Raw genomic sequence first — 19,887 nt, 5'->3', positions numbered from 1 at the left:
CACAATCACCTTTCTTTTCATATATGCCATTTTTCATAAAACACAGTCTGGGTCTGTACAACTAAGCTTATTGCATGACACTGCTGCTATAAAGCTGCCTTCTTTCCTGTTATACATAAGCCGAAAAACTCCTTGCTGACAGCAGTATCTTTTAGCTTTGACTGACTGAGCAGGCCTTCTATCTCATCAACCGTATATGAGGCATTAAAAGAAGTTAAAAATCCCGGACGGATCTCTTTCGGCCTGGTTGAGTAATAAAGGAACCACTTGATCAGAGGGATAACATCACGGCGCATGTCTGTGATGCAGAAAAGTCCCTGGGGCTTTAATACTCTGTCTATTTCATTAAAAGCCTTTACAGGGTCTTCCCATTCATGAAGGGAGCCGTTGGAAAAAAACAGCATCAAAGGAGCTGTCCGGAAGCGGCATCTGCATGCAGTTGCTTCAACATAGGCGGTTCTTTTTTTCAAAGCCGTAATCCCTTGCATTCTTTTCTGCGAGCCTGATCATTTCCCGGCTTATCTCGCATCCGGTAAGAGATGCATCTGGAACTCTCTTAAGCCACTCAAGGCCAATATACCCAGGACCGGGACCGATCTCCAGTACATTTCCTTTTGTGATCCCTGCTTTGATGAAGCTATCTACATTGTTCCAGCCCTTATCCCGCATGATTCTGGCAAAATCGTCGAAGATTTCTACTGTCATCTTATCCTGAATGCCTTCGTGCGTTTCTATGACTCTTTGCTTTCTCATCATCTCTCTCCCTTTAAACTCAAACGATTCAATGTTTCCTCCGCCCATTCAAGCTCCGCCCGGTAATGGTGGAGATGATGGCTGAATATGATATTTACCATTGTTCTGTCCTCCTCCGGTACGAAATGCATGGTTTCTTCCCTGTGTTTTTCAATATTGGATATTGTTGTATTCAGCTTGTGGACATAAGCCGTTAAATGGCTTAAAATCTCTGCATTTTCAATATAATCAGAAAAGTAGAAAACACCGTCTGAAGGAAACGTGGGCCGGTATTCAAATTCAACCAGCCCGGCGATCATGTTCTTAAATGCCGCGATTCCTTTATCCGTAATCGTATAAATCGTTTTTTTCCGGCCTGCTCCCCGACTTTTCCCTGTTTGCAGAAAGCAGACCATCTGTTTCCATCTTTTCCAGATGATAATAAATTGTCGGCAGCTTGATCTGGGTAAAGTCAGAGAGCTGCTCTGCAATGATTTTTTTAATCTGGTAGCCATGCTGCGGGCCGTATCTTTGAAGTAAACCAAGAATATAAAGGGGGATCATAATATTCACCTTTCTTAATAACAAAATAGTCAGTACTGATATAATTATACTCAGTACTGACTATTTGTCAAGTTATTATTTAAATGCTTTTTCTACATTGCTGTCCTGATGCCTTTTGATACGCTGTCAATCGTCATAGCATTTCAAAACCTGCACAGCAGCTGTCGCGGTATTATTGTCAAGGTCCGGATCTGGTGTTGTCGAACTGACTTGTGCTGTATTATTTATTTTGCAGGTACATGCCTGCCGTATGCACCCTTTTATAAGAATAACTCTTGATGTCCCTGCTGGTATTGTTCCTAAATTAATGCTTCCGGGCCACGGCTGGAAAGTAGACCCATCATCCAGTGAATATGTGGGTTTTTTAAGAATGTTTGCAAGGCTGTCTGTTAAAACAACATTCAGAGCATCTGCCGGGCCTGCATTGGATACCACGATTGTAAACTCCACCAGTTCTCCGCAGCAAGCTTTTATCTTATTTGCAAATTTCTTCACAGAAATGTCTGCTCCTTCTTCTTCCGTTGCTACCGCTATACATATTGATGATACGTTGTTCAGAAAATCAGGATCCGGTGTTGCTGAAATTACAATTGCCGTATTATTTATACACCCGGAAGCTGATTCTGATACTGTTCCTCTGATGATAATCGTTCTTGATGCTCCAGCCGGCAATGCTCCTATATTAAGAGATCCCAGCCATGGATTAAATGTTGCCCCTCCATCGGTTGAATATTCAGGTTCTGTAATGCTGGCTGAAATATTATCATTTACAATCACGTTTTCTGCAGTGTTGGGTCCTGCATTGAATACTGCAAGAGTAAAGGTTATCTCTTGTCCCGGAGCCACTGGATTGGGACTTGCAGTTTTTGTAACTGAAACATCTGCTTGTGCGGGAGTTAATATTGGTGTCTCTGATGTTGAAGTATTATTCTCAGGATTTGGGTCGGGTGTAGAAGAACTTACTGTTGCTGTATTTATAATAATTCCTGCTGCTGTTGTGCTTATAGTTCCTCTTATTACAATAATTCTTTCCGCTCCTGCCGGCAATGTTCCTAAATTCAGGAATCCCGGCCATGGATTAAATATTACTCCTCCATCTATTGAGTACTCCGGATTAAGAATAGAACTTGGTACACTATCCATCAAAAGAACATTGTCTGCTGCATTGGGGCCAAAATTATTAACTACAATTGTATAGTTAAGCAGCTCTCCCGGTATGCCAATTGCCTGATTGCTTTGCTTTTCTACCGCAAGGTCTGCTTCGATCGCTGATACCGGAGTCTCTGACGTTGACGTATTATTCTCTGGATTTGGATCTGGTGTAGTTGAGCTGACTACTGCTGTATTGGTAATCACGCCTGTTGCTTCAGGACTTACCGTTCCTCTTATTATAATAATTCTTTCTGCTCCTGCCGGTAATGTTCCTAAAGCGAGAAATCCCGGCCACGGGTTAAATATTACTCCTCCATCTACTGAATACTCTGGATTAAGAATAGAACCTGGTATACTATCCATCAGTAAAACATTCTCTGCTGTACTTGGACCAAAATTATTGACTGTAATCGTATAGCTTAACGGTTCTCCTGGCACAGCAATTACCTGATTACTTTGCTTTTCTACAGCAATATCTGCTTCGCCTGGGACTTCTTCAACCATAAGAGGAACCGGGTTGGATTCTTCTGAAAAAGTACCTGGTATGCCACCCTCAACAGGTGTATAAGAATAATCCATAGCAGCTGTATTAATAGCAGGATTTGGATTCGGAACACCTTCAACTCTAACCTGAAAGGTTACATCGGTAGTGGTTCCACCTGGAATATCCGGCAGCGGAAAACCTATATTAGGATCTGCTCCTGGTTCAGGAACTCCATTAACAATTACACTTCCAGGTAAAAACAATAAACCATTTGGAATATTATCCTTAAAAAAACACATCCGTCAGAGGACTGGTACACGTATTTGTTAATTGAACCGTATACGTTACGATATCGCCCACATTTGCAGTAAACGTGCTGCTTGATTTAACTGGAGTAAATGTTGGAACTAAGATTTCCTGTAAAGCAACATCATCAATCGCATAATCGTTCCCTACAACAGCTTCTCCCTCACTGAAGAATTCTACTGTAATTTGAGTGTTATTCATAGAATTAATAACGGTTCCTATTTGCTTCCACTCTGGTGCATTTATATTAACCGGAATTTCAACTCCTAATGCTTGCTGAAACAGTACATTACCGTTCTGATCCAGTATTCTGACACCTAACTGTGCCGGCGGAAACCCTGTTACTTTAAAAAGATTAAGTATCCATGTGCTGAATAAATAATTAGTATTCGGTGTAACAGGTACTGTTGACCTGAAAAATACAGCACCTGGGTTAAACCCATTTACTACCATCAATCTTCCGGTTTCATTTCCAGTCGTATGGTCGGCAATACGCCACCAGGCCCCTATAACATTGCTCATTGCATCTGTCATAATATTTTGTACTGTATATTCTCCATCTATTGGTGTAAACTTAGAAGGATCTGGTACTACATAAGTAAAATCTGGCGTAACATTTGGATAAGGTGCAGTTGCTGGTCCTGTATTGGCTGATGTTCCTGGCGGAAAAAATCCAAAGGTTCCGTTATCTGCATCTGTAATAAGATTTATACTGGATACCGTTGTGCATGGATCTAATATAGTTGCTATAGGTGTATAAATCACCGGGCCATTTAATATAGTTTGATTGGTTACATCTGCTCCTGTTACTGTTATTAATATTGTATTAGGTGTTAAACAGTCCAGGTTTGTTGACCCTGCAGGGGGATTTGCTACAAAACTAATAGGGGGCGTTGCAGCAGTAGGAACTGGTCCTGCTGAAGCCAGTGTAAAATCGCCTGGTGTTGGTACTCCCCCCGCAGTACCATAAGCCTCTACAATTCTATAGCTGCCATTTGGAACATTCGTAAATGCATAATTTCCAGCAGCATCCGTAAGAACTACAAGCCTGACACCTGCTGTTGTATTCTGTAATACAACAGGTACATTAGCTATTCCAGAATCTCCAGCATCTATAATAGCACTTCTATTTCTATCAAATATAATTTGACCTGATACTGTTGCCATATTTTTAACTCCTTTATATGAATTCTGTAATACTATAATATTCTGCCAAGCTTTTTTTGGTGACATTATCTCTGATCTGTAAAAGTTTACTGATTCGTTATTTACGATCAATTTTATGTTCAGAACAGGGACCTTTACGCTTATTCCTGCATATCATGCTTCAGGTTTTATCCTCCTTAAATTTTAGGAATAAAAAAAGAGAACCTTTTACAGTTCTCTCAATTTTACTTTAACTATACAATTTGATACTGCTGAAATCTTTTTGTTTCCATAGGCAATTAAACAATCAAAAAAATATATCGGTTAAGACCGACAGGATCTTGACGGCAGAGCATTACCCCTTTAAAGATTTACCTTAACAATTAGTTTAAATAAATAACCATACGCAAAAATATGACTAGAATTTACTTGAAAGGTAATTCGCTATAGTACTTACATCTTTATTATTTCCAGAATCATTTATTTCCTGGTCCAGCTTATAGTCATTTGTGAATGACCCATCGGCCTCCTGCAGGTAAACTGTAGCTATGGGATCTCCCGCTGCGCCGTCATAGTTGTCCGCAGCAATAATGATGATATCCTTCCGCCCATCCTTGTTTACATCTTGAAAGGAAACTGCTTTAACATCTATGCTATAAGGAAGAGCTGCATAGAAATTATAAAGAATATCTCCATCTTCATTGGTTAAATAAAATACAACAGGTATATGGTCACCCCCTGTTATTTTTCCTGATACGAATTTAACATTCCCCCATGAATTTAAATCCACCATAAAGGTTTGTTCTTTGATAAGCTCAAGGCCATCTATGTTTTTAAGATTGTATGGAGTAAACTCAAACGTGCCTTCCGGAAGCTCATTACTGTATCATTTGATCTCCCGGTTATTGTAATCGTGGACTCAAGGGTATCATCAGGTTTAAATAAAAATTCAATCGTTCCCTTATTTCCCCTGGAATCATTTACAAGCTGGCACACCGCTGTATCATTATTAACGGTTCCTTCAAATTCTGCGCTATCTATATTGTATGCCGGGCCATTGCCAACTGCACTGACCTCTCCCTGAATCTTCCCATCACCAATCTTTGAAATTAAAATAGATAAGCCCCCATTATCAGGGAAATCGGAATCAGTACTTCTGATCCATGTCTTTTTTTAGATATTGCTTATAGTCAATTGTATTGCCTGTTGCTGTTGTAGTTGCTGTCGCCGCTGTAGTTGTTGTTATAGATATACTCTCTTCTTGAGAATCTGTGGTTACACTATTTTCTGCAGAAGTTTCCAGGGATGGCTTCTCATTTTGCTGCAGACTATTCGTTGAGTCATTTTTTCCGCAACCTACAATAAGGAGAGAGGTTGTGATAATCGTAAACAGTATCCTTTTATTCATTATTACCTCCAATGACAGTTCTGATAGATTTTGTTGATACACATAATCCTGCGTATATAAAACAATTCATATTATAACATTATCTCTTACAGCTTTCTATCTTTATTTGTAAATGCTCTGTCAGCAAATATATGATTTGCCCTGGAGCAGTATTATTACCACTCCAGGGCACCAATTTCATCAGATTACCTGACACGCTATTCCAGTATAATATTTTTGAAAATCACCTGACCGGTGAAGCATTATAATTCAATATACCATCTTCTGCCTTTTCACGTATTTCAACAAATCTTTTATAGATACCGTCTTTTTTTACCAATTCCTTATGGGTACCGCTTTCAGCAATTTCTCCATGATCAACAACAAATATCTGATCAGCATTCTCAATGGTTGCCAGACGGTGGGCGATTGTAATGATCGTCTTTCCTTTCGTTAATTCTGAAATCGCCGCCTGAATATAGTGTTCATTTTCAGGGTCAATGGAAGCGGTAGCTTCATCCAGAATGACGATAGGCGCATCTTTTAAGATTGCTCTTGCAATAGATATTCTCTGCTTTTCACCGCCTGAAAGCGTTCCGCCGCCCTCTCCAATTACCGTATCATATCCTTCTGGTAAGGCTGTGATAAAATCATGGCAGCAAGCCTTTTTCGCTGCACGTATCATATCTTCCTCTGTTGCCTCAGGATTTCCAAAACAGATATTATTCCGAATTGTATCATGGAATAAATAGACATTCTGAAATACCATTGAAATATTGGACAGCAGACTGTCGCAGGTAAATTCCTTTACATTAATACCGCCTACTTCAATGCATCCGCTGTTTACATTATAAAATTTTGCAATCAGGTTACAAATCGTTGTTTTTCCGCTTCCAGATGTTCCAACAATTGCAGTCGTGGTTTTTTTCCGGAATTTTAAAGCTCACATGATTTAATATCAATCTGGAGTCATAACCAAAAGATACATCGCGAAACTCTATCCCATAGTGAGTAAGCGGAATCTCCCTGCCACCCTCATCAATAAATTCTTCCGATTTCAGTGCATCCAGCTGATTCATGGCGTTTTCAATGACGCCCAGAACATGTGCGCTGTCACTGATTGGTTCAATGGAAGCAAATACGCTGAACGACAGGAACGATAATAACAGCATATTAGAGACTGATATCTGATTCGTCCAGCCAAGATAAAAGCTTGACAAGAGAAGGCCAAGAGAAGCAATTTTCAGCACAAGCAAATGCAGGCAGTTGCCTGGTACAAACCCCCATTCGATTTTCAAATGGATAATCCTGCTCTCTTTGCAGGCCTTTTTCATGGTAGCTATGGATGCCCCATCCTGACCAAAGGATTTTACTACAGGCAATCCTCTTGCATATTCAATTGCCGCATTGGTAAGATCACGGTCCGTCTGTGCAGATACAGGAGCATTCCTCATACTATACCTTGAAATTACCACCAGGAATAAAAAGGAGCCGGCCACACCTGCGATTGTTATGAAAGATACCATTGGATTAATTACAGTAATCCATATGAAAATGCACAGGAAATTCAGATATCCTCCGATAAAGTCATTGACCATTCGGATTCCCATATTCTCTAATGTATGCAGACCTGTTGTGATTGAATTTAAGATATCACCGGTATTCACACTCTGAAAATATCCAAGAGATACCCGTTTCAGCAAATCGCCAATCGCAAGTCTGTCTCTGGAAACCAGCTCATAGCTGATTGCTTCCTGAAATATAGCTCTAAGATAATCAAAGAGAAAACGAAGGAATATAAAGAGTAACATCAGTATTATACTGAGTCCTATCCATTTCGTATCAAATTCAGCTCCTCCTCTTTGTTCCTCAATCACCATGCCAACTGTATATGCAGCTATAATAACTGGCATTGCTGCAAACCATGCGGAAAAGAAGGAGAATACAAACCCTATATATAATTTCCCTTTAAATTCGCCGCACCAGTCAATGATTCGTTTTATTGTTTTAAACATTCTGGCTCACTTCCTTTCCCTGCAATCCAACAGACCATGACTTTGCGCCAATATGAGCCTTCCACATATCCGCATATAAGGGTGAGCGTTTCAGTAATTCATCCTGTTTTCCCTCAGCAGTAATATTGCCATCTTTCAGGACTACGATATTATCTGCATTCTTAATTGTAGAAAGACGGTGGGCAATCACCAAAAGCGTCTTTCCTTTTGTGAGTGCTGCAATACTATGCTGAATCTTTTCTTCGTTTTCCGGATCAGTAAAGGCAGTTGCTTCATCCAAAATGACAACCGGTGCATTTTTCAATATCATTCTCGCAATGGCAATGCGCTGCTTTTCTCCGCCTGATAATCTTTTTCCAGCTTCTCCTGCTGAAGTCTGATAACCCTTTTCCAGCTTACGGATGAACTCGTCGCACTGGGCTGCTTTTGCAGCGGCATATACCTCTTCATCTGAGGCTTTCGGATTGCCTAACCGAATATTTTCAAGCAGGGAACAGCGGAACAGAAAATTATCCTGTGTGACAAAGCTGACCGTATCTGCAAGCTGTTTAAGCGGAATGTCTTTTACATTCACACCGCCAATTTCTATGGTCCCGCCAGTTACATCCCAAAAACGTGCCAGCAATTTGGCAATGGTTGATTTCCCTCCGCCAGAAGGCCCTACCAGCGCCGTGAAGCTTCCCTGAGGAAGGCTCATATTGATTCCATGCAATACCTCATGCTCCTTTTTCCATCATAGGAAAAGGTAACATTACGAAAACTGATATCGAATTCACCAAGCTTCACATTATCCTTTGCTTCTGGCAATGACGGCATATTAAGAAACTGCTGTAAATTTTCTATGGTAAACTGCATTTCCCTTATGCCTTCACTAAATACCTCCAGCTTAGCTAACGAGCCAATCATGGACATGGATAGCATACAGCAAAGGGCTGCTTGTGCAGGAGAAAAACTTCCCCGGCTGTATAATAACAGTCCAGCCGGAAGTGTTCCAAGGAGCGTTGATGGTAAAAGGGCAAATGACAATTTCATGGTGACCCATGTGGAAGAAAGCCATTTTAGGATAAAATCACGGTAATCTGTAATTGCCCCTGCAAATTTCTCATAGGAAGTCCCTTCCCTCCCAAATGCCTTAATCACCTCAATTCCCTCGATATACTCAACGATTGTACTGTTCATATAACTATTGGATTCATTGTATTTATCAAAATTCTTTCCGCTGATTTTATAGGTAAGCACCATGCAGACAAATGCAAGAGGCAGGGTGACCAGTGAAGCAAGTGCGACTCTCCAGTCCACCATAAAAAGTCCGGCAAGGCTTACCAGCGGCAGTACGGCATGTCCGGCTCCTTCTGGAATCAAATGTGCCAGCGGAGGTTCGATGTTCTCAATTTTATCGACCATAATATTTTTTTATTTCTCCGATCGAATGGCTTGTGACCTCTCCAAGGGGTGCATGCATAAATGCATCTGAGACACGAAGTCTTAAGTTCTCCAGAATATGGTATGCTGCCTGGTGGGAAATACCGGTTGAAAGTCCGAAGGTAACCACCTTTACCACATACGCCGCCAGGATTATTACACCCCAATGAACCATGGAAGCATTTGTCACTTCATTTCCCGTAAATAGCTCAATCATTCTGTACACACAATAATATGGTACAAGACCTGACACGACGCTTATGATAGACAGCAGCACTGACAGCGAAAGTTTCCCTTTGCTTCCACTAGCATAATTCATCAGGCAGGAAAACCAATTTTCTTTTTTTCTTTTCCATATATGATATCTCCTTTTCTTACTGCTTCGAATTCTGCCTTTTCCGTATGTAAAAGAGGATATAAGGAAGACTCTTCGTTTGAAAAAGCAGGTGACTTCCTTGATCAGGTAAAAAATGGATCGTCAGAATTCTCCGACCATCCATATCATAAAGTAATACTATGTTTTTTTCTTCTCCATGCCGACTACTTTATTCCATTTGGACCAAATATTTTACGATACTCCAAAGGCGATTTTCCTGTTACCATTTTAAAAGCTGCCGAAAACTTGCCGGGGCTGTCATAACCTACTTTACCAGCAATATCGGTAACGCTCATATCGTTTCGATTTTTCAGCAGAACTGCTGCCCGATTCATCCGGTATATTCTCATGTACGTATTAACAGGACTCCCATAGACATTTTTGAAGCAATTCTTCATGGGAGTGAGGGGAATATCAAAGCACTCCGACAACTGTTCCTGTGTATAATGCTTTTCCAGATTCTCTGTCATCATTTTCTGCATGGCTTTTATTTTTTTCAACTTGGTTTTTATAAAAATAAGGTTTTTCCTCCAGGTTCTTTGGAAGCTCTAATGCGTCCAGATATAGCAGCAGTTCAAATATTTTGATTTTAAAATAGGGTATGCGAATCTTCTCCGGAACCATATAAAGTTCACTGAAAATGTGCTCTATGGCAGGTGCATTATGAATCACCATAGGCTGCTTCCCCTTGCAGAACTTCTTTTGCAGGCTTAGGAGATTTACAGGAAAATCCTTTATTTCTTCTTTTAAAGTTGCCCCCACCTGATCCATATCAAAAGCAATCATCAGCCCATGTAATGGGCAAGGGGAAATTCAAAATGTCCCTGGTGTGTAATTCTCCGGTCTAATTTTAAATCTCCAGCCTCGAAATAAGAAAAGGCGCCTTCCGCTGCTGCATATTCCAGCCTGCCCTCCCTGCAATGATCAATACAGAACAGATTACGATTGGTGGTATAAGTTGAATCAAAGCTTTCCATGTGGTAATCATTATAAGAAATGCTTACTCCCGGAAATACCTGATACATTGTCATGATACCTTCTCCGGTATTATTTTTTATCTGAAAAACACTGCATTCTTTTGTTTCTGCCAAAAGAAGCATCTGTTCTTCTTCTTTTATTTCCCGGAACCTCATAATCCATCCCCTCCTTGATAAATATTCTATATCTTTAGCATTCTGTCGCAGGTAGACAGCATGAAATCTTTATCATGTGTCACCACAATTACGATCCGCCCCGAATCTGCAAGCTTCTTTAAACAAGTGGATACGATTTTCATATTTGCATAATCCAGTCCGCTGGTCGGTTCGTCAAAAATCAGAACCTTTTTATCAGACAGGATAGCAGTAACAATAGCAAGGCGCTGCTTCTGCCCTCCCGAAAGAGCCATGGGATGACTGTCAGCATAAGATAATAATCCCACCTGCTTTAATTCAGATTGTATCACAGAATCCTCCAGACTGTCTCCTGACATTTTGCATTCTTCCCATACACTTTCAGCAAATAGCTGATGATTCACATCCTGCATGACAATAAAGCACTGCTTACACCTCATTTTTTCGGACATTGTCTTTCCATCTAATAAAATATCTCCGTTCATTTGTTTCATTAGTCCGCAGATGCAGCGAATCAAGGTTGTTTTCCCAATTCCATTGTACCCTGTTATGGCAAGTATTTCACCTGGAACTGCCGAAAAAGAAATGTCCCGAAACAGGGCTGGCTTCTTTTTATATCCAACTGAAATTGCTTCAACAGATAATCCTATTCCCTTTCCGGCAGAATGAGCCCAGGGAAGCTCCCCTTCCTCTTCCTTTAAACATCTTAAGCCCATTCTTTTACGCTCCTGCTTTGGCAGGGCCAAAAACTCCTCCCTGGAATAAACCTGAATCAGCTCTCCATTTTTCAAATAGAACGCTCTATCCAGCAAATCATATAAAAATGAGAGTCTGTGCTCCGCAATGATAATTGTATGGCCATTCTGTTTTAAAATGCAGAGCAGCTTTTTTTAAGGAATTGATTGCAGAAAAATCCAGATTTGCAGTGGGTTCATCCAATACATAAACAGATGGATTCACGGCATATACCGAAGCAAATGCCAGTATCTGCTTTTCTCCTCCTGACAGTTCAAATATACTTCTGCCTAAAAGCTTTTCCAGATGAAGGTTATGAACGGTCTCTTTCAGTCTCTCTTTCATCTCTGACTGGCTTTTTCCCTGATTCTCCATTCCAAATGCAATTTCACTATCTGTATCCAGTTGAAAAAACTGGCTCTTGGGATTCTGGAATACAGAACCAACCGATTCTGCAATTTTATACAGCTTTGTCCCTGCTACTTCTGCGTCTTGTATCAGTACGGTTCCTTCCAGTTGGCATTGCTCACAAAAATGTGGTATCAGACCATTGACCAGCTTCGTCACTGTTGTTTTCCCGCAGCCTGATTCTCCGCATAAAAGGATGCATTCCCCCTGCCTGATCTCCATATTAATATTTTTTTAGTATTTTGTCCTGACCACCATAGCCAAAGGATACACCTTGTATGGATACCATAACTTTTGCTCCTTATTTTATTATAAAGGTTCCGACAAGAAACAAACAGCCTGTCACACAGCATATATAGTCAGCAGAGTTTAATTTTAATGTCAGTAAACTTGTCTTTTCTATGGGATTCTCAATCCCTCTTGTTACCGCTGCCGCAGATAGTTCTTCCGCAGTCGCAGTGGCCGACATCATAAGCGGCACCAGCATTGCCTCCAGCTTCTTTGAAAATTTTATCTTTCTTAAACTCATTGCATCTTTGATATAGTGAGCTTCTTCTTTAATCGCCGGGAAATAACGGATGGTAACTGACAGCGAAATGATCAGTTTCTCTGAAATATGTAATTTTCTCATAGCAAGAACAAATCTTCGCAAGGTTATTTCTCTGATCATAAAAGCACCTGTCATCAGACACGGAAACATCCGGATTGAATAGTTCACCAGAAGGGCAAAAATCGTGGATATTATTTCAGGTGCTGCAGGCAGCACAATGTAATGTAAAAGTAACAGGATCCCAAATGACAGGATCCATTGAACTGCCATCTGGTATTTTCCGGCTGCCAGCATCATAATACCTATAAATACAATCCAGCCTGTTTCAATCCATAAGCTTTTTTGAAAGAAGGTGATTGCATTTGCCAATAGCAAAAGAAGTAAAAAGGTTCGTGGATCCAAAAAGGAACCGCTGTTTGTACTATTATGCATTAGAAACCATTCCTGCCTTTTCAAAGTGCTTATGAAACAATCCCTTGCTAATCCACGCTCCAAGAACCGCTCCCAGAGCCGGTGCAAGGAAAAGAACCAAAAGCATGGCCGGAGACGAAAGACTTTCCAGGGCTTTTATGTAGCTGTCCGGCATTCCCTGCCCGCTGATCTGTGCCATAAATTTTTCATGCATGATCCAGATTGGAAGAGGGGATCCCGTCATTCCAAGAGAGAAAAAGATGAACGCCGCGATATTTCCTTTTGTGCTATGATACCTGCTGATAAAACGTGCAGCTTCTCCTAACACGCAGGCTGCTATAAATGTGGCTAATATCACAACAGTAAACATACCTGTTATAAAATAAATCAAACCTGTAATGACTCCCATTAATAGGATGGCTCCCATTTTTTTGAACCTTGGAACACATCAGCATAAAGGGAACCCCTGTAAACAAAGCGATAAATCCGGGCATAAGAATCCATAGGATGGGATGCAATCCTCCCATCAGCATAAAAATAAAATTGATCACAAAATAGATCGCAGAAAAGATGCCAATTGTAATCAGGTCTTTTCCTTTCAAACTGCCGCCTCTTGATATTTGTGACATAAATGACTCCTCCTTTTGATTAGTCTAGGCTAACTTAACTGGCAAATAAAAACGCTCTGAGAGCGTTTCTATCTGTTAGCATATAAAAAGCCTTTTGAAAAATCTAGTCCGATCAGACCATTTTAGTCCAATTGGACAAAAGTATTAATGTAAATCAATTTTGCATACGCATCGCTGCATATTTTTTTATGCTGATTCGTCTTTTTTATCATACAACAGTTATAACATCTGCTCTGCATTCCACATGGCAGCATATTTTCCATTTATACTAAGCAATTCTTCATGCTTTCCTTCTTCCTTCACTTTCCCGTCAGCAATCACAAGAATCTTATCTGCATTTTTAACAATGGACATGGTATGGGCAATCATAACGACAGTCTTTTTCTTTTTTTAGCAGATTTACAATTGCCTGTTTCACGGCTAATTCATTTTCCACATCCAGATTTGCCGTAGCTTCATCAAGCAAAAGTATTGGAGAGTCTTTTAAGATGGCTCTTGCTATGGAAAGTCTCTGCCGCTCACCTCCTGATAGCTGGTTTCCGTTTTCTCCAGCCATTGTTTCATATCCCTGCGGCATTTTTCGTATGAATTCATCACAATTTGCTCCTGGCATGCCCGCTCTATTTCATCATCCGAAGCCTCTGGTCTTGCATACCGGATATTATTCCGAATGGTATCATCAAAAAGAAATACATCCTGATCCACCATGGATATCTGTGAGAGAACCTGTTCCGTTCCCACATTCTGAATGGAATATCCGCCTATCCTGATCGTTCCTCCATCCGGCTCATAATACTTTGATATCAGATTCAGAACCGTAGATTTCCCAGAGCCGGAATCCCCCACAATGGCAGTCAATTTCTGATCCTCGATCCGGATATTCATATCCTTGCAGATAAGCTCCCCCTTTTCATAAGAAAAATCAACATGTTCAAAAAGGATATCATGTTTTTGCGGAGCAAATACCTGGCTGCTTTGTATTTCTTCCGGAATCTCAACAACCCCATTGATTTTCTGTTTTGCAATCATCAGATTTTTATAGCTTGTCATATCTATAAATATGGTGCCTAATAATTTCGTCAAAAATAAGGGCAGCAGACAAATTATGACAAAAGATGGGGTTTCCATGCTTCCGCTCATCCAGCGGTCCCCAGCAACCAGAATTTCAAGCGGCAGCGTACACCCAATCAGAATACTATAGACCACTCCAACCGGAATGATTTTTAATTCATAAATAAAACTGATATCACTGAATTTCTTCATAGAGCTGGTAACTGATTTGTTTTTTGTCCCTCCGATTCCATAAGCCCGAAAGGTCTGAATCCCGGCAATATACTCTACTATACTGCTGACATTTTCCGCACAGATCCCATTCTTTCTCATCCCATGCTTTTTAACGGCATAGAAAGAGGCGGCAATTGCAGGTATGAATAAAAGTTCAGCTGCCAATAAAATCAATGCCGAAGGCACATACAAGGCTGCCACGAAAATGACCAGCATAACAGCCAGTGTGAGATTTTTTTATGATATCCCCTATTTTATGTGTTAAAATCTGCTCATAACTATTAACATTTTCAGTTGCTGCATTGATATACTCTCCTGTCTGGGATTTTTGGAATCTGGAAAGCGGGATCCTTCTTAGCTTATCTCCAAGAAACAGCCGTATCTGCTTACTGACTCTGGCCCCGCCGATCTGACCTTTTACATAACCAAAGCTGTAAATAATAAGCCTGAGAAGAAAGATAAGGGCAAGCCCACCTGTGATTTCCAGGATTTTTCCCATGGCCATCTGATGGTTCCACAAGGATTGAAAGATATCATACATCACCATAAAATTACACCCAGACAGAAGTCCTTCCAACATGACACAAAATACGGAGAGAAAAAGCTGTTTGTTCCATTTCATTGGATGATTCTCATTCATTTTCAAAACCTCCTTCCATCTCATAAGCCATAGTCCTTGCCTTCTGAAAGCTTTCCCAGGCAGCTCTAAAATAAGAGTTTTCTCTTAAGACCTCTTTCTGGCTTCCAATGCAGCTGACCGTATGGTTTTCTACAACTGCAATACGGTCACATATTTTTAATGCACTTAAGCGATGGGCAACAATAAGCACCGTTTTCCCCTCACACAGATTATGAATGGCTTTATCAATTTCCAGCTGGTTCTCAGGATCTGCTGCGGAAGTGGCCTCGTCTAAGATCAGTATGGGAGCATTCTTTAAGATCGCTCTTGCTATTGCTATTCTCTGTTTTTCTCCTCCTGAAAAGCGGGTGCCATAGCTTCCCACCTTTGTTTCATATCCCTTTGGAAGGCTCATGATAAAGGAATCAATCTGTGCTTTTTTTGCTGCCTCCCTGACTTCCTCAAGGGTTGCCTGCGTCCCCATTCGGATGTTTTCAAAAACACTGTCTCTTGTTAAAAATGTCTTTTGAAATACAATGGACACATTCTCTAACAGCTGTTCATAATTTAATTCCCGCACATCCTTTCCACCTATGGTTACTTTGCCTTTCCCTGCATCATAAAATCTGGCAATCAGCTGAATGACTGTACTTTTACCTGCACCGGATTTCCCGACCAAAGCCACCTTTTCTCCGTGGCGGATAGAAAGATTACAGTTTGTCAGAACCGGCTCATTCTCATTGGTTGGATAAGCAAAGCTTACATTATTTAAGCAGATATCATGTTTCTTTGGAAAATCGCCGCCACCCTCAAAAACAGGGATATCCAGTATTTCTTTTGTTTGCGTCACTGCATGCAGAACCTTTGCAAAGTTTGATCCAAGCTCCTGAAGCGGTCTTAGCTCTGTCAGATACAACGAACCGATAAACAGAAAAAGAATAAATACATTTAGGGGAAGGGATTTATGTAAAAAGAAATATCCCCCAATTGGCACCATAAAAAGCAATCCACATTCCGTAATCACAATATAGGCTGCATAAGGAGGACCCATCTTTTTTTGATATCTTATTCCATATTGTATTTTCTTTCTCAATGGCATTTTTATATTTTTGAAAAGAGTTGGTTCCCATGTGGAACGCTTTTATGACTTTCATTCCGCTTATGTATTCAATGATAACCGAATTTAAATTTACCAGAGACTGATTTGCATCCCCTAACACCTTCGACATACCGGAAAACATCACGCCCATCACTGCCATTGCAAGCACAAACGGAACCAAAGAAACCAGCGCCAGCGGGACATTAACAGAACAAAGATAGATAAATACTGCAACCGGCCCGCACATATAATAGATAAATTCCGGGAGATGGTGTGCCAGAAATAATTCCAGCTTTTCAATATCCTCATTTAATACGGTTTTAATGGAACCTGTATTATGTTCACTTAATACACCTAATGGAACCTTGGCCATGTGGTCTATGATCATGCACCGGACCTTATAAAGGGTACGGTAGGCTCCCTTGTGTGATAATCCGCCGGAACATCCAAATAAAACAAAACGGACCGTAATTGACGCCAGAATCACTATGCTGTTATGAAGGAGCACCTCTTTTGTGCAGGCATTTTGATAAATTGCTGTAAGCACCTGGTATACCCCATAATAGGGAATCATCGTACATAGTCCGCTTATTAATGAACAAAATACAGACAAATACAGAAAATATTTATCCTTACCAGCCCATTTTAGGAGCAGACGTATGGAACTGTCTTTTTTCTTCATTCTTATCGTTCCTCCTTTCTTTTTTCATACTTCCAATACCTAATCTGAAAATTCTTGTACACGCCAGTGAAACCAATTCAAAATCATGGGTAACAACAAAAATGATCTTCCCCATACTTGCCAGATTCTTCATTAATTCCGATACCAGCCCCATGCTTTCTAAGTCAAGACCACTGGTCGGTTCATCAAAAACCAGAACATCCTTTTCATAAAGCCTGCTTACTGCAACTGCAAGGCGCTGCTTTTGTCCGCCTGAGAGGGTATTAGGGTGTTTGTCTTTTAACTCATATAAATCCAGTTCCTTTAATACCTGTTCCACTTTTGCAAAATCGGGATTTTTAATACCAAAACAGGTTTCATGCTCCACACTGTCAGCAAACAGCTGATAGTTCACATCCTGCATGACCATATAAGTTCTTTTTAACAGATCCTTTTGGCTCTGGACTTCTCCATTCCACAAGGCCGTCCCGCTTAGAGCCTTTTGCAGGCCACATACCGTTCGTAACAAAGTAGATTTTCCGACTCCGTTATGCCCGGTTACCGCAATAATATCTCCTTTATTCGCTTTAAAATGAATATCATTTAACACTTCTTTTTTACCGTATCCAATGGAAAAGTCCCTGATTTCAAAATAAGCGTTGTCACCTTTTATTGATTTTTCCTCAATTTCAGGTTCTTCATATTGAATACTTCTCAGTCCAAGCTGCTTTCTCTCATTTACAGATAATTTTAAAAAAAGCCTCCCGTGTCCATTGATACTTGATTTCCCCTGTATCCATGTAGTAAATCTCATCAGCCAGATCCTTTAAGTAATATAAACGATGTTCTGCAATGATAATGGTCTTTCCCTTATTCTTCAGGATTCGAATATAGTCTCGTAAATCGCAAATCGCATCAGTATCAAGATTGGAAGATGGCTCATCCAAAAGGTAGACTTCAGGATTTATGGCATATACAGAAGCAAATGCTATCTTTTGTTTTTCACCGCCTGATAAGGAAAAGATACTGCGGTTTAAAAGATTGGTGATTTTTAAATCATCTGCAGTCATCTTTACCCTTTTTACAATTTCCTGCCTTGGCACTCCATGATTCTCCATCCCAAAAGCAATCTCGCCATCCGTATCCGTATTAAAAAACTGGGTCTTGGGATTCTGAAATACAGATCCAATCTTTTTTGCAATTTCATAAAGCTGTTTTTCCCGGAGATCCTCACCATCTACAAATACGCTGCCTGTTAATTCCCCGGAAAAGAACTCCGGTATGAGTCCGTTGATCAGCCTTGTAACGGTAGTCTTTCCACAGCCGCTGCGCCCTGTTAATACAATGCATCCTCCTGACGGGACGGAAAAGCTTATGTTTTTAATTTTTCCATCCCCTGTGCCATCATAAGCAAAGGAAACATGTTCAAATCGAATTTTATCCATAATCCTGCCCTCCTTATTTAGGTCCCACAAGCCCAATGACAAAGTAACCGGTAAAAACAAATACCGCGATCAGATCCCTGAATAAAAATTTAATTTCAGTAAGGCTTGTTCTGGGATTTGGGTTTTCTATCCCGCGTGTTATGGCTGCTATGGATAATTCATCTGCTGTATTGGAAGCAGCCATCATAAGCGGTACATACAGACATTCTGCCACTACCATGGGACGCAGACAGATATTTTTAATGGAGGGCGAAATACCTCTCATGCGCATGGCATCCTTGATATAATGCCAGTCTTCTTTTACAACCGGAAGATAGCGCATCATAACTGCAAAAGGAATAACAAACCGATCCGGCATATGTATTTTATAAAAAAGCCGCCATAAATTCTCCGGTCTTGGTGGCTTTGATCATTAGGCCCGCCATGAGTCCACAGGGATACACCTTATTTACCAGCCCAAAAAAAGCTGCAAAAACTGCCTGGGTGGTTCCTGTCATCTTTGTAATAGAGAGCAAAGTAACCGCATAAATCAGCCCATAAAATAAAATGCCCAAAAAAGCATGTACAACCTGCCCTGACAACAGTGAAAACACTGCAATAAGGCACACCAGAACCAATTCATATTGCAAAGAGGGTGCAAACATGGTGCAAAGAACACAAAGCAACAGCAGGAGTAGCTTTGTCCTCGGATCAAATCGAACTTTCATCACGCTGTAATTCCTGCCTTTTCAAACTGCTTTTTCAACAGTATATTTCCAATCCACGCGCTGATTCCTGCCACTACAACCGTTCCAATTAAAATAACAGCCAGCATCCAGTTCTTTGCTGCTGCATTCATGGCGTTAATATAGCTGGAAGATGTTCCGCCTTTTAACATGTAATTGCACCATGTATTACGGTCTGCAAAATAACAGATATAGGTTCCGGCAGCGCCTAAGCTAAGGCAGATGAATGCAAGCATATTCAGCAGTTTATTTCTGTATTTTCCACGTCCTGCTATAAAATCTCCAATAATTCCTCCAACCATATAGCCTAAATCCATTGCCCAGTGCATCCCGGTTGCAAACCATATCAGTCCACACAAAATACCGGCAATTGCAATCGCTCCGCGCTTTGGAACTTTTGCGATCAGGAGCATCATAACAGGTCCTCCAAGTAAAGCGGATCCCAGCGGCATATAAAAGGTAAGAACCGGATTAGGCGCAAATACAATCCCACCCACTAACATGGTCACAAATAAAAGTGCGGTAAAAATACCGATCGTTACCAGGTCTTTTATGCTTAGCTCTTTTTTTGTTTATTCTCGTCTGATTACTCACAAATTTCCTCCTTTTTTTTATTTCTTGACGT

General features: G+C 40.6%; 21 protein-coding genes and 4 pseudogenes. All 25 read right to left on the bottom strand.

Annotated elements, in window-relative coordinates; translation table 11 throughout:
- Nucleotides 1-86 precede the first annotated feature (86 nt).
- Complete coding sequence (locus JCM10519_RS27035; RefSeq protein WP_347843331.1) at nucleotides 87-470, bottom strand: methyltransferase domain-containing protein; 384 nt, start codon at nucleotides 468-470, stop codon at nucleotides 87-89.
- On the bottom strand, nucleotides 445-756 hold the full coding sequence (locus tag JCM10519_RS27030) for a methyltransferase domain-containing protein (protein ID WP_347843330.1): 312 nt from the start codon (nucleotides 754-756) through the stop codon (nucleotides 445-447). Before JCM10519_RS27030 ends, JCM10519_RS27035 begins: the two co-directional genes overlap by 26 nt.
- Complete coding sequence (locus JCM10519_RS06530) at nucleotides 753-1,148, bottom strand: hypothetical protein (RefSeq protein WP_347843329.1); 396 nt, start codon at nucleotides 1,146-1,148, stop codon at nucleotides 753-755. Before JCM10519_RS06530 ends, JCM10519_RS27030 begins: the two co-directional genes overlap by 4 nt.
- The gene (locus JCM10519_RS27025) at nucleotides 1,075-1,296 is read right to left on the bottom strand and encodes a PadR family transcriptional regulator (protein ID WP_347843328.1); all 222 of its coding nucleotides are present in this window, start codon (nucleotides 1,294-1,296) and stop codon (nucleotides 1,075-1,077) included. Before JCM10519_RS27025 ends, JCM10519_RS06530 begins: the two co-directional genes overlap by 74 nt.
- Before the next feature lie 126 nt (nucleotides 1,297-1,422).
- Nucleotides 1,423-3,231: a DUF11 domain-containing protein gene (locus JCM10519_RS06525; protein ID WP_054738329.1), complete on the bottom strand. Its 1,809-nt coding sequence runs from the start codon at nucleotides 3,229-3,231 to the stop codon at nucleotides 1,423-1,425.
- Nucleotides 3,218-4,405, bottom strand: coding sequence for an SdrD B-like domain-containing protein (locus JCM10519_RS06520; RefSeq protein WP_347843327.1), 1,188 nt, complete (start codon nucleotides 4,403-4,405; stop codon nucleotides 3,218-3,220). The genes JCM10519_RS06525 and JCM10519_RS06520 overlap by 14 nt, the downstream gene beginning before the upstream one ends.
- A 397-nt stretch (nucleotides 4,406-4,802) precedes the next feature.
- Nucleotides 4,803-5,177: a hypothetical protein gene (locus JCM10519_RS06515; protein ID WP_054738327.1), complete on the bottom strand. Its 375-nt coding sequence runs from the start codon at nucleotides 5,175-5,177 to the stop codon at nucleotides 4,803-4,805.
- A gap of 354 nt (nucleotides 5,178-5,531) precedes the next feature.
- The gene (locus JCM10519_RS06510) at nucleotides 5,532-5,792 is read right to left on the bottom strand and encodes a hypothetical protein (protein WP_054738326.1); all 261 of its coding nucleotides are present in this window, start codon (nucleotides 5,790-5,792) and stop codon (nucleotides 5,532-5,534) included.
- Nucleotides 5,793-6,015: 223 nt separating this feature from the next.
- Nucleotides 6,016-7,786: pseudogene (locus JCM10519_RS06505) on the bottom strand (ABC transporter ATP-binding protein).
- Nucleotides 7,779-9,527: pseudogene (locus tag JCM10519_RS06500) on the bottom strand (ABC transporter ATP-binding protein). Before JCM10519_RS06500 ends, JCM10519_RS06505 begins: the two co-directional pseudogenes overlap by 8 nt.
- 221 nt (nucleotides 9,528-9,748) lie before the next feature.
- A complete protein-coding gene (locus tag JCM10519_RS27020) occupies nucleotides 9,749-9,934 on the bottom strand; it encodes a helix-turn-helix domain-containing protein (protein ID WP_347843479.1) in 186 nt (61 codons plus the stop codon).
- Between the two features lie 64 nt (nucleotides 9,935-9,998).
- Nucleotides 9,999-10,370, bottom strand: coding sequence for a hypothetical protein (locus tag JCM10519_RS27015; protein WP_347843326.1), 372 nt, complete (start codon nucleotides 10,368-10,370; stop codon nucleotides 9,999-10,001).
- Nucleotides 10,370-10,717, bottom strand: a complete 348-nt coding sequence (locus JCM10519_RS27010) for a hypothetical protein (protein WP_347843325.1) — start codon at nucleotides 10,715-10,717, stop codon at nucleotides 10,370-10,372. The genes JCM10519_RS27015 and JCM10519_RS27010 overlap by 1 nt, the downstream gene beginning before the upstream one ends.
- Before the next feature lie 26 nt (nucleotides 10,718-10,743).
- Entirely contained in the window at nucleotides 10,744-11,487 is a 744-nt protein-coding gene (locus JCM10519_RS27005) for an ATP-binding cassette domain-containing protein (protein WP_347843324.1), read from the bottom strand.
- Nucleotides 11,488-11,509: 22 nt separating this feature from the next.
- On the bottom strand, nucleotides 11,510-12,061 hold the full coding sequence (locus tag JCM10519_RS27000; protein ID WP_347843323.1) for an ABC transporter ATP-binding protein: 552 nt from the start codon (nucleotides 12,059-12,061) through the stop codon (nucleotides 11,510-11,512).
- Nucleotides 12,062-12,140: 79 nt separating this feature from the next.
- On the bottom strand, nucleotides 12,141-12,821 hold the full coding sequence (locus JCM10519_RS06485; protein WP_054738325.1) for a CbiQ family ECF transporter T component: 681 nt from the start codon (nucleotides 12,819-12,821) through the stop codon (nucleotides 12,141-12,143).
- Nucleotides 12,814-13,200 carry an MptD family putative ECF transporter S component gene (locus JCM10519_RS26995; RefSeq protein ID WP_347843478.1) on the bottom strand — a complete coding sequence of 129 codons (387 nt, stop codon included), beginning with the start codon at nucleotides 13,198-13,200 and terminating at the stop codon, nucleotides 12,814-12,816. Before JCM10519_RS26995 ends, JCM10519_RS06485 begins: the two co-directional genes overlap by 8 nt.
- Nucleotides 13,088-13,333, bottom strand: a complete 246-nt coding sequence (locus JCM10519_RS26990) for an MptD family putative ECF transporter S component (RefSeq protein ID WP_347843477.1) — start codon at nucleotides 13,331-13,333, stop codon at nucleotides 13,088-13,090. Before JCM10519_RS26990 ends, JCM10519_RS26995 begins: the two co-directional genes overlap by 113 nt.
- Before the next feature lie 315 nt (nucleotides 13,334-13,648).
- Nucleotides 13,649-15,353 (bottom strand): annotated as a pseudogene (locus tag JCM10519_RS06475) (ABC transporter ATP-binding protein).
- Nucleotides 15,346-17,113: pseudogene (locus JCM10519_RS06470) on the bottom strand (ABC transporter ATP-binding protein). The pseudogenes JCM10519_RS06475 and JCM10519_RS06470 overlap by 8 nt, the downstream one beginning before the upstream one ends.
- Nucleotides 17,064-17,906, bottom strand: coding sequence for an ATP-binding cassette domain-containing protein (locus JCM10519_RS26985; RefSeq protein WP_347843322.1), 843 nt, complete (start codon nucleotides 17,904-17,906; stop codon nucleotides 17,064-17,066). Before JCM10519_RS26985 ends, JCM10519_RS06470 begins: the two are co-directional and overlap by 50 nt.
- Nucleotides 17,827-18,537, bottom strand: coding sequence for an ABC transporter ATP-binding protein (locus JCM10519_RS26980; protein ID WP_347843321.1), 711 nt, complete (start codon nucleotides 18,535-18,537; stop codon nucleotides 17,827-17,829). Before JCM10519_RS26980 ends, JCM10519_RS26985 begins: the two co-directional genes overlap by 80 nt.
- A 13-nt stretch (nucleotides 18,538-18,550) precedes the next feature.
- Nucleotides 18,551-18,895 carry an energy-coupling factor transporter transmembrane component T gene (locus JCM10519_RS26975; protein WP_347843320.1) on the bottom strand — a complete coding sequence of 115 codons (345 nt, stop codon included), beginning with the start codon at nucleotides 18,893-18,895 and terminating at the stop codon, nucleotides 18,551-18,553.
- A gap of 7 nt (nucleotides 18,896-18,902) precedes the next feature.
- Nucleotides 18,903-19,247, bottom strand: a complete 345-nt coding sequence (locus JCM10519_RS26970; protein ID WP_347843319.1) for a hypothetical protein — start codon at nucleotides 19,245-19,247, stop codon at nucleotides 18,903-18,905.
- Complete coding sequence (locus JCM10519_RS06455) at nucleotides 19,244-19,816, bottom strand: MptD family putative ECF transporter S component (RefSeq protein WP_054738324.1); 573 nt, start codon at nucleotides 19,814-19,816, stop codon at nucleotides 19,244-19,246. The genes JCM10519_RS26970 and JCM10519_RS06455 overlap by 4 nt, the downstream gene beginning before the upstream one ends.
- Between the last annotated feature and the right edge of the window lie 71 nt (nucleotides 19,817-19,887).

This window comes from Clostridium sp. NkU-1 (genome assembly GCA_001312405.1).
The sequence above is the reverse complement of the archived record's forward strand: the minus strand, read 5'-3'. Positions and strand labels throughout refer to the sequence as shown.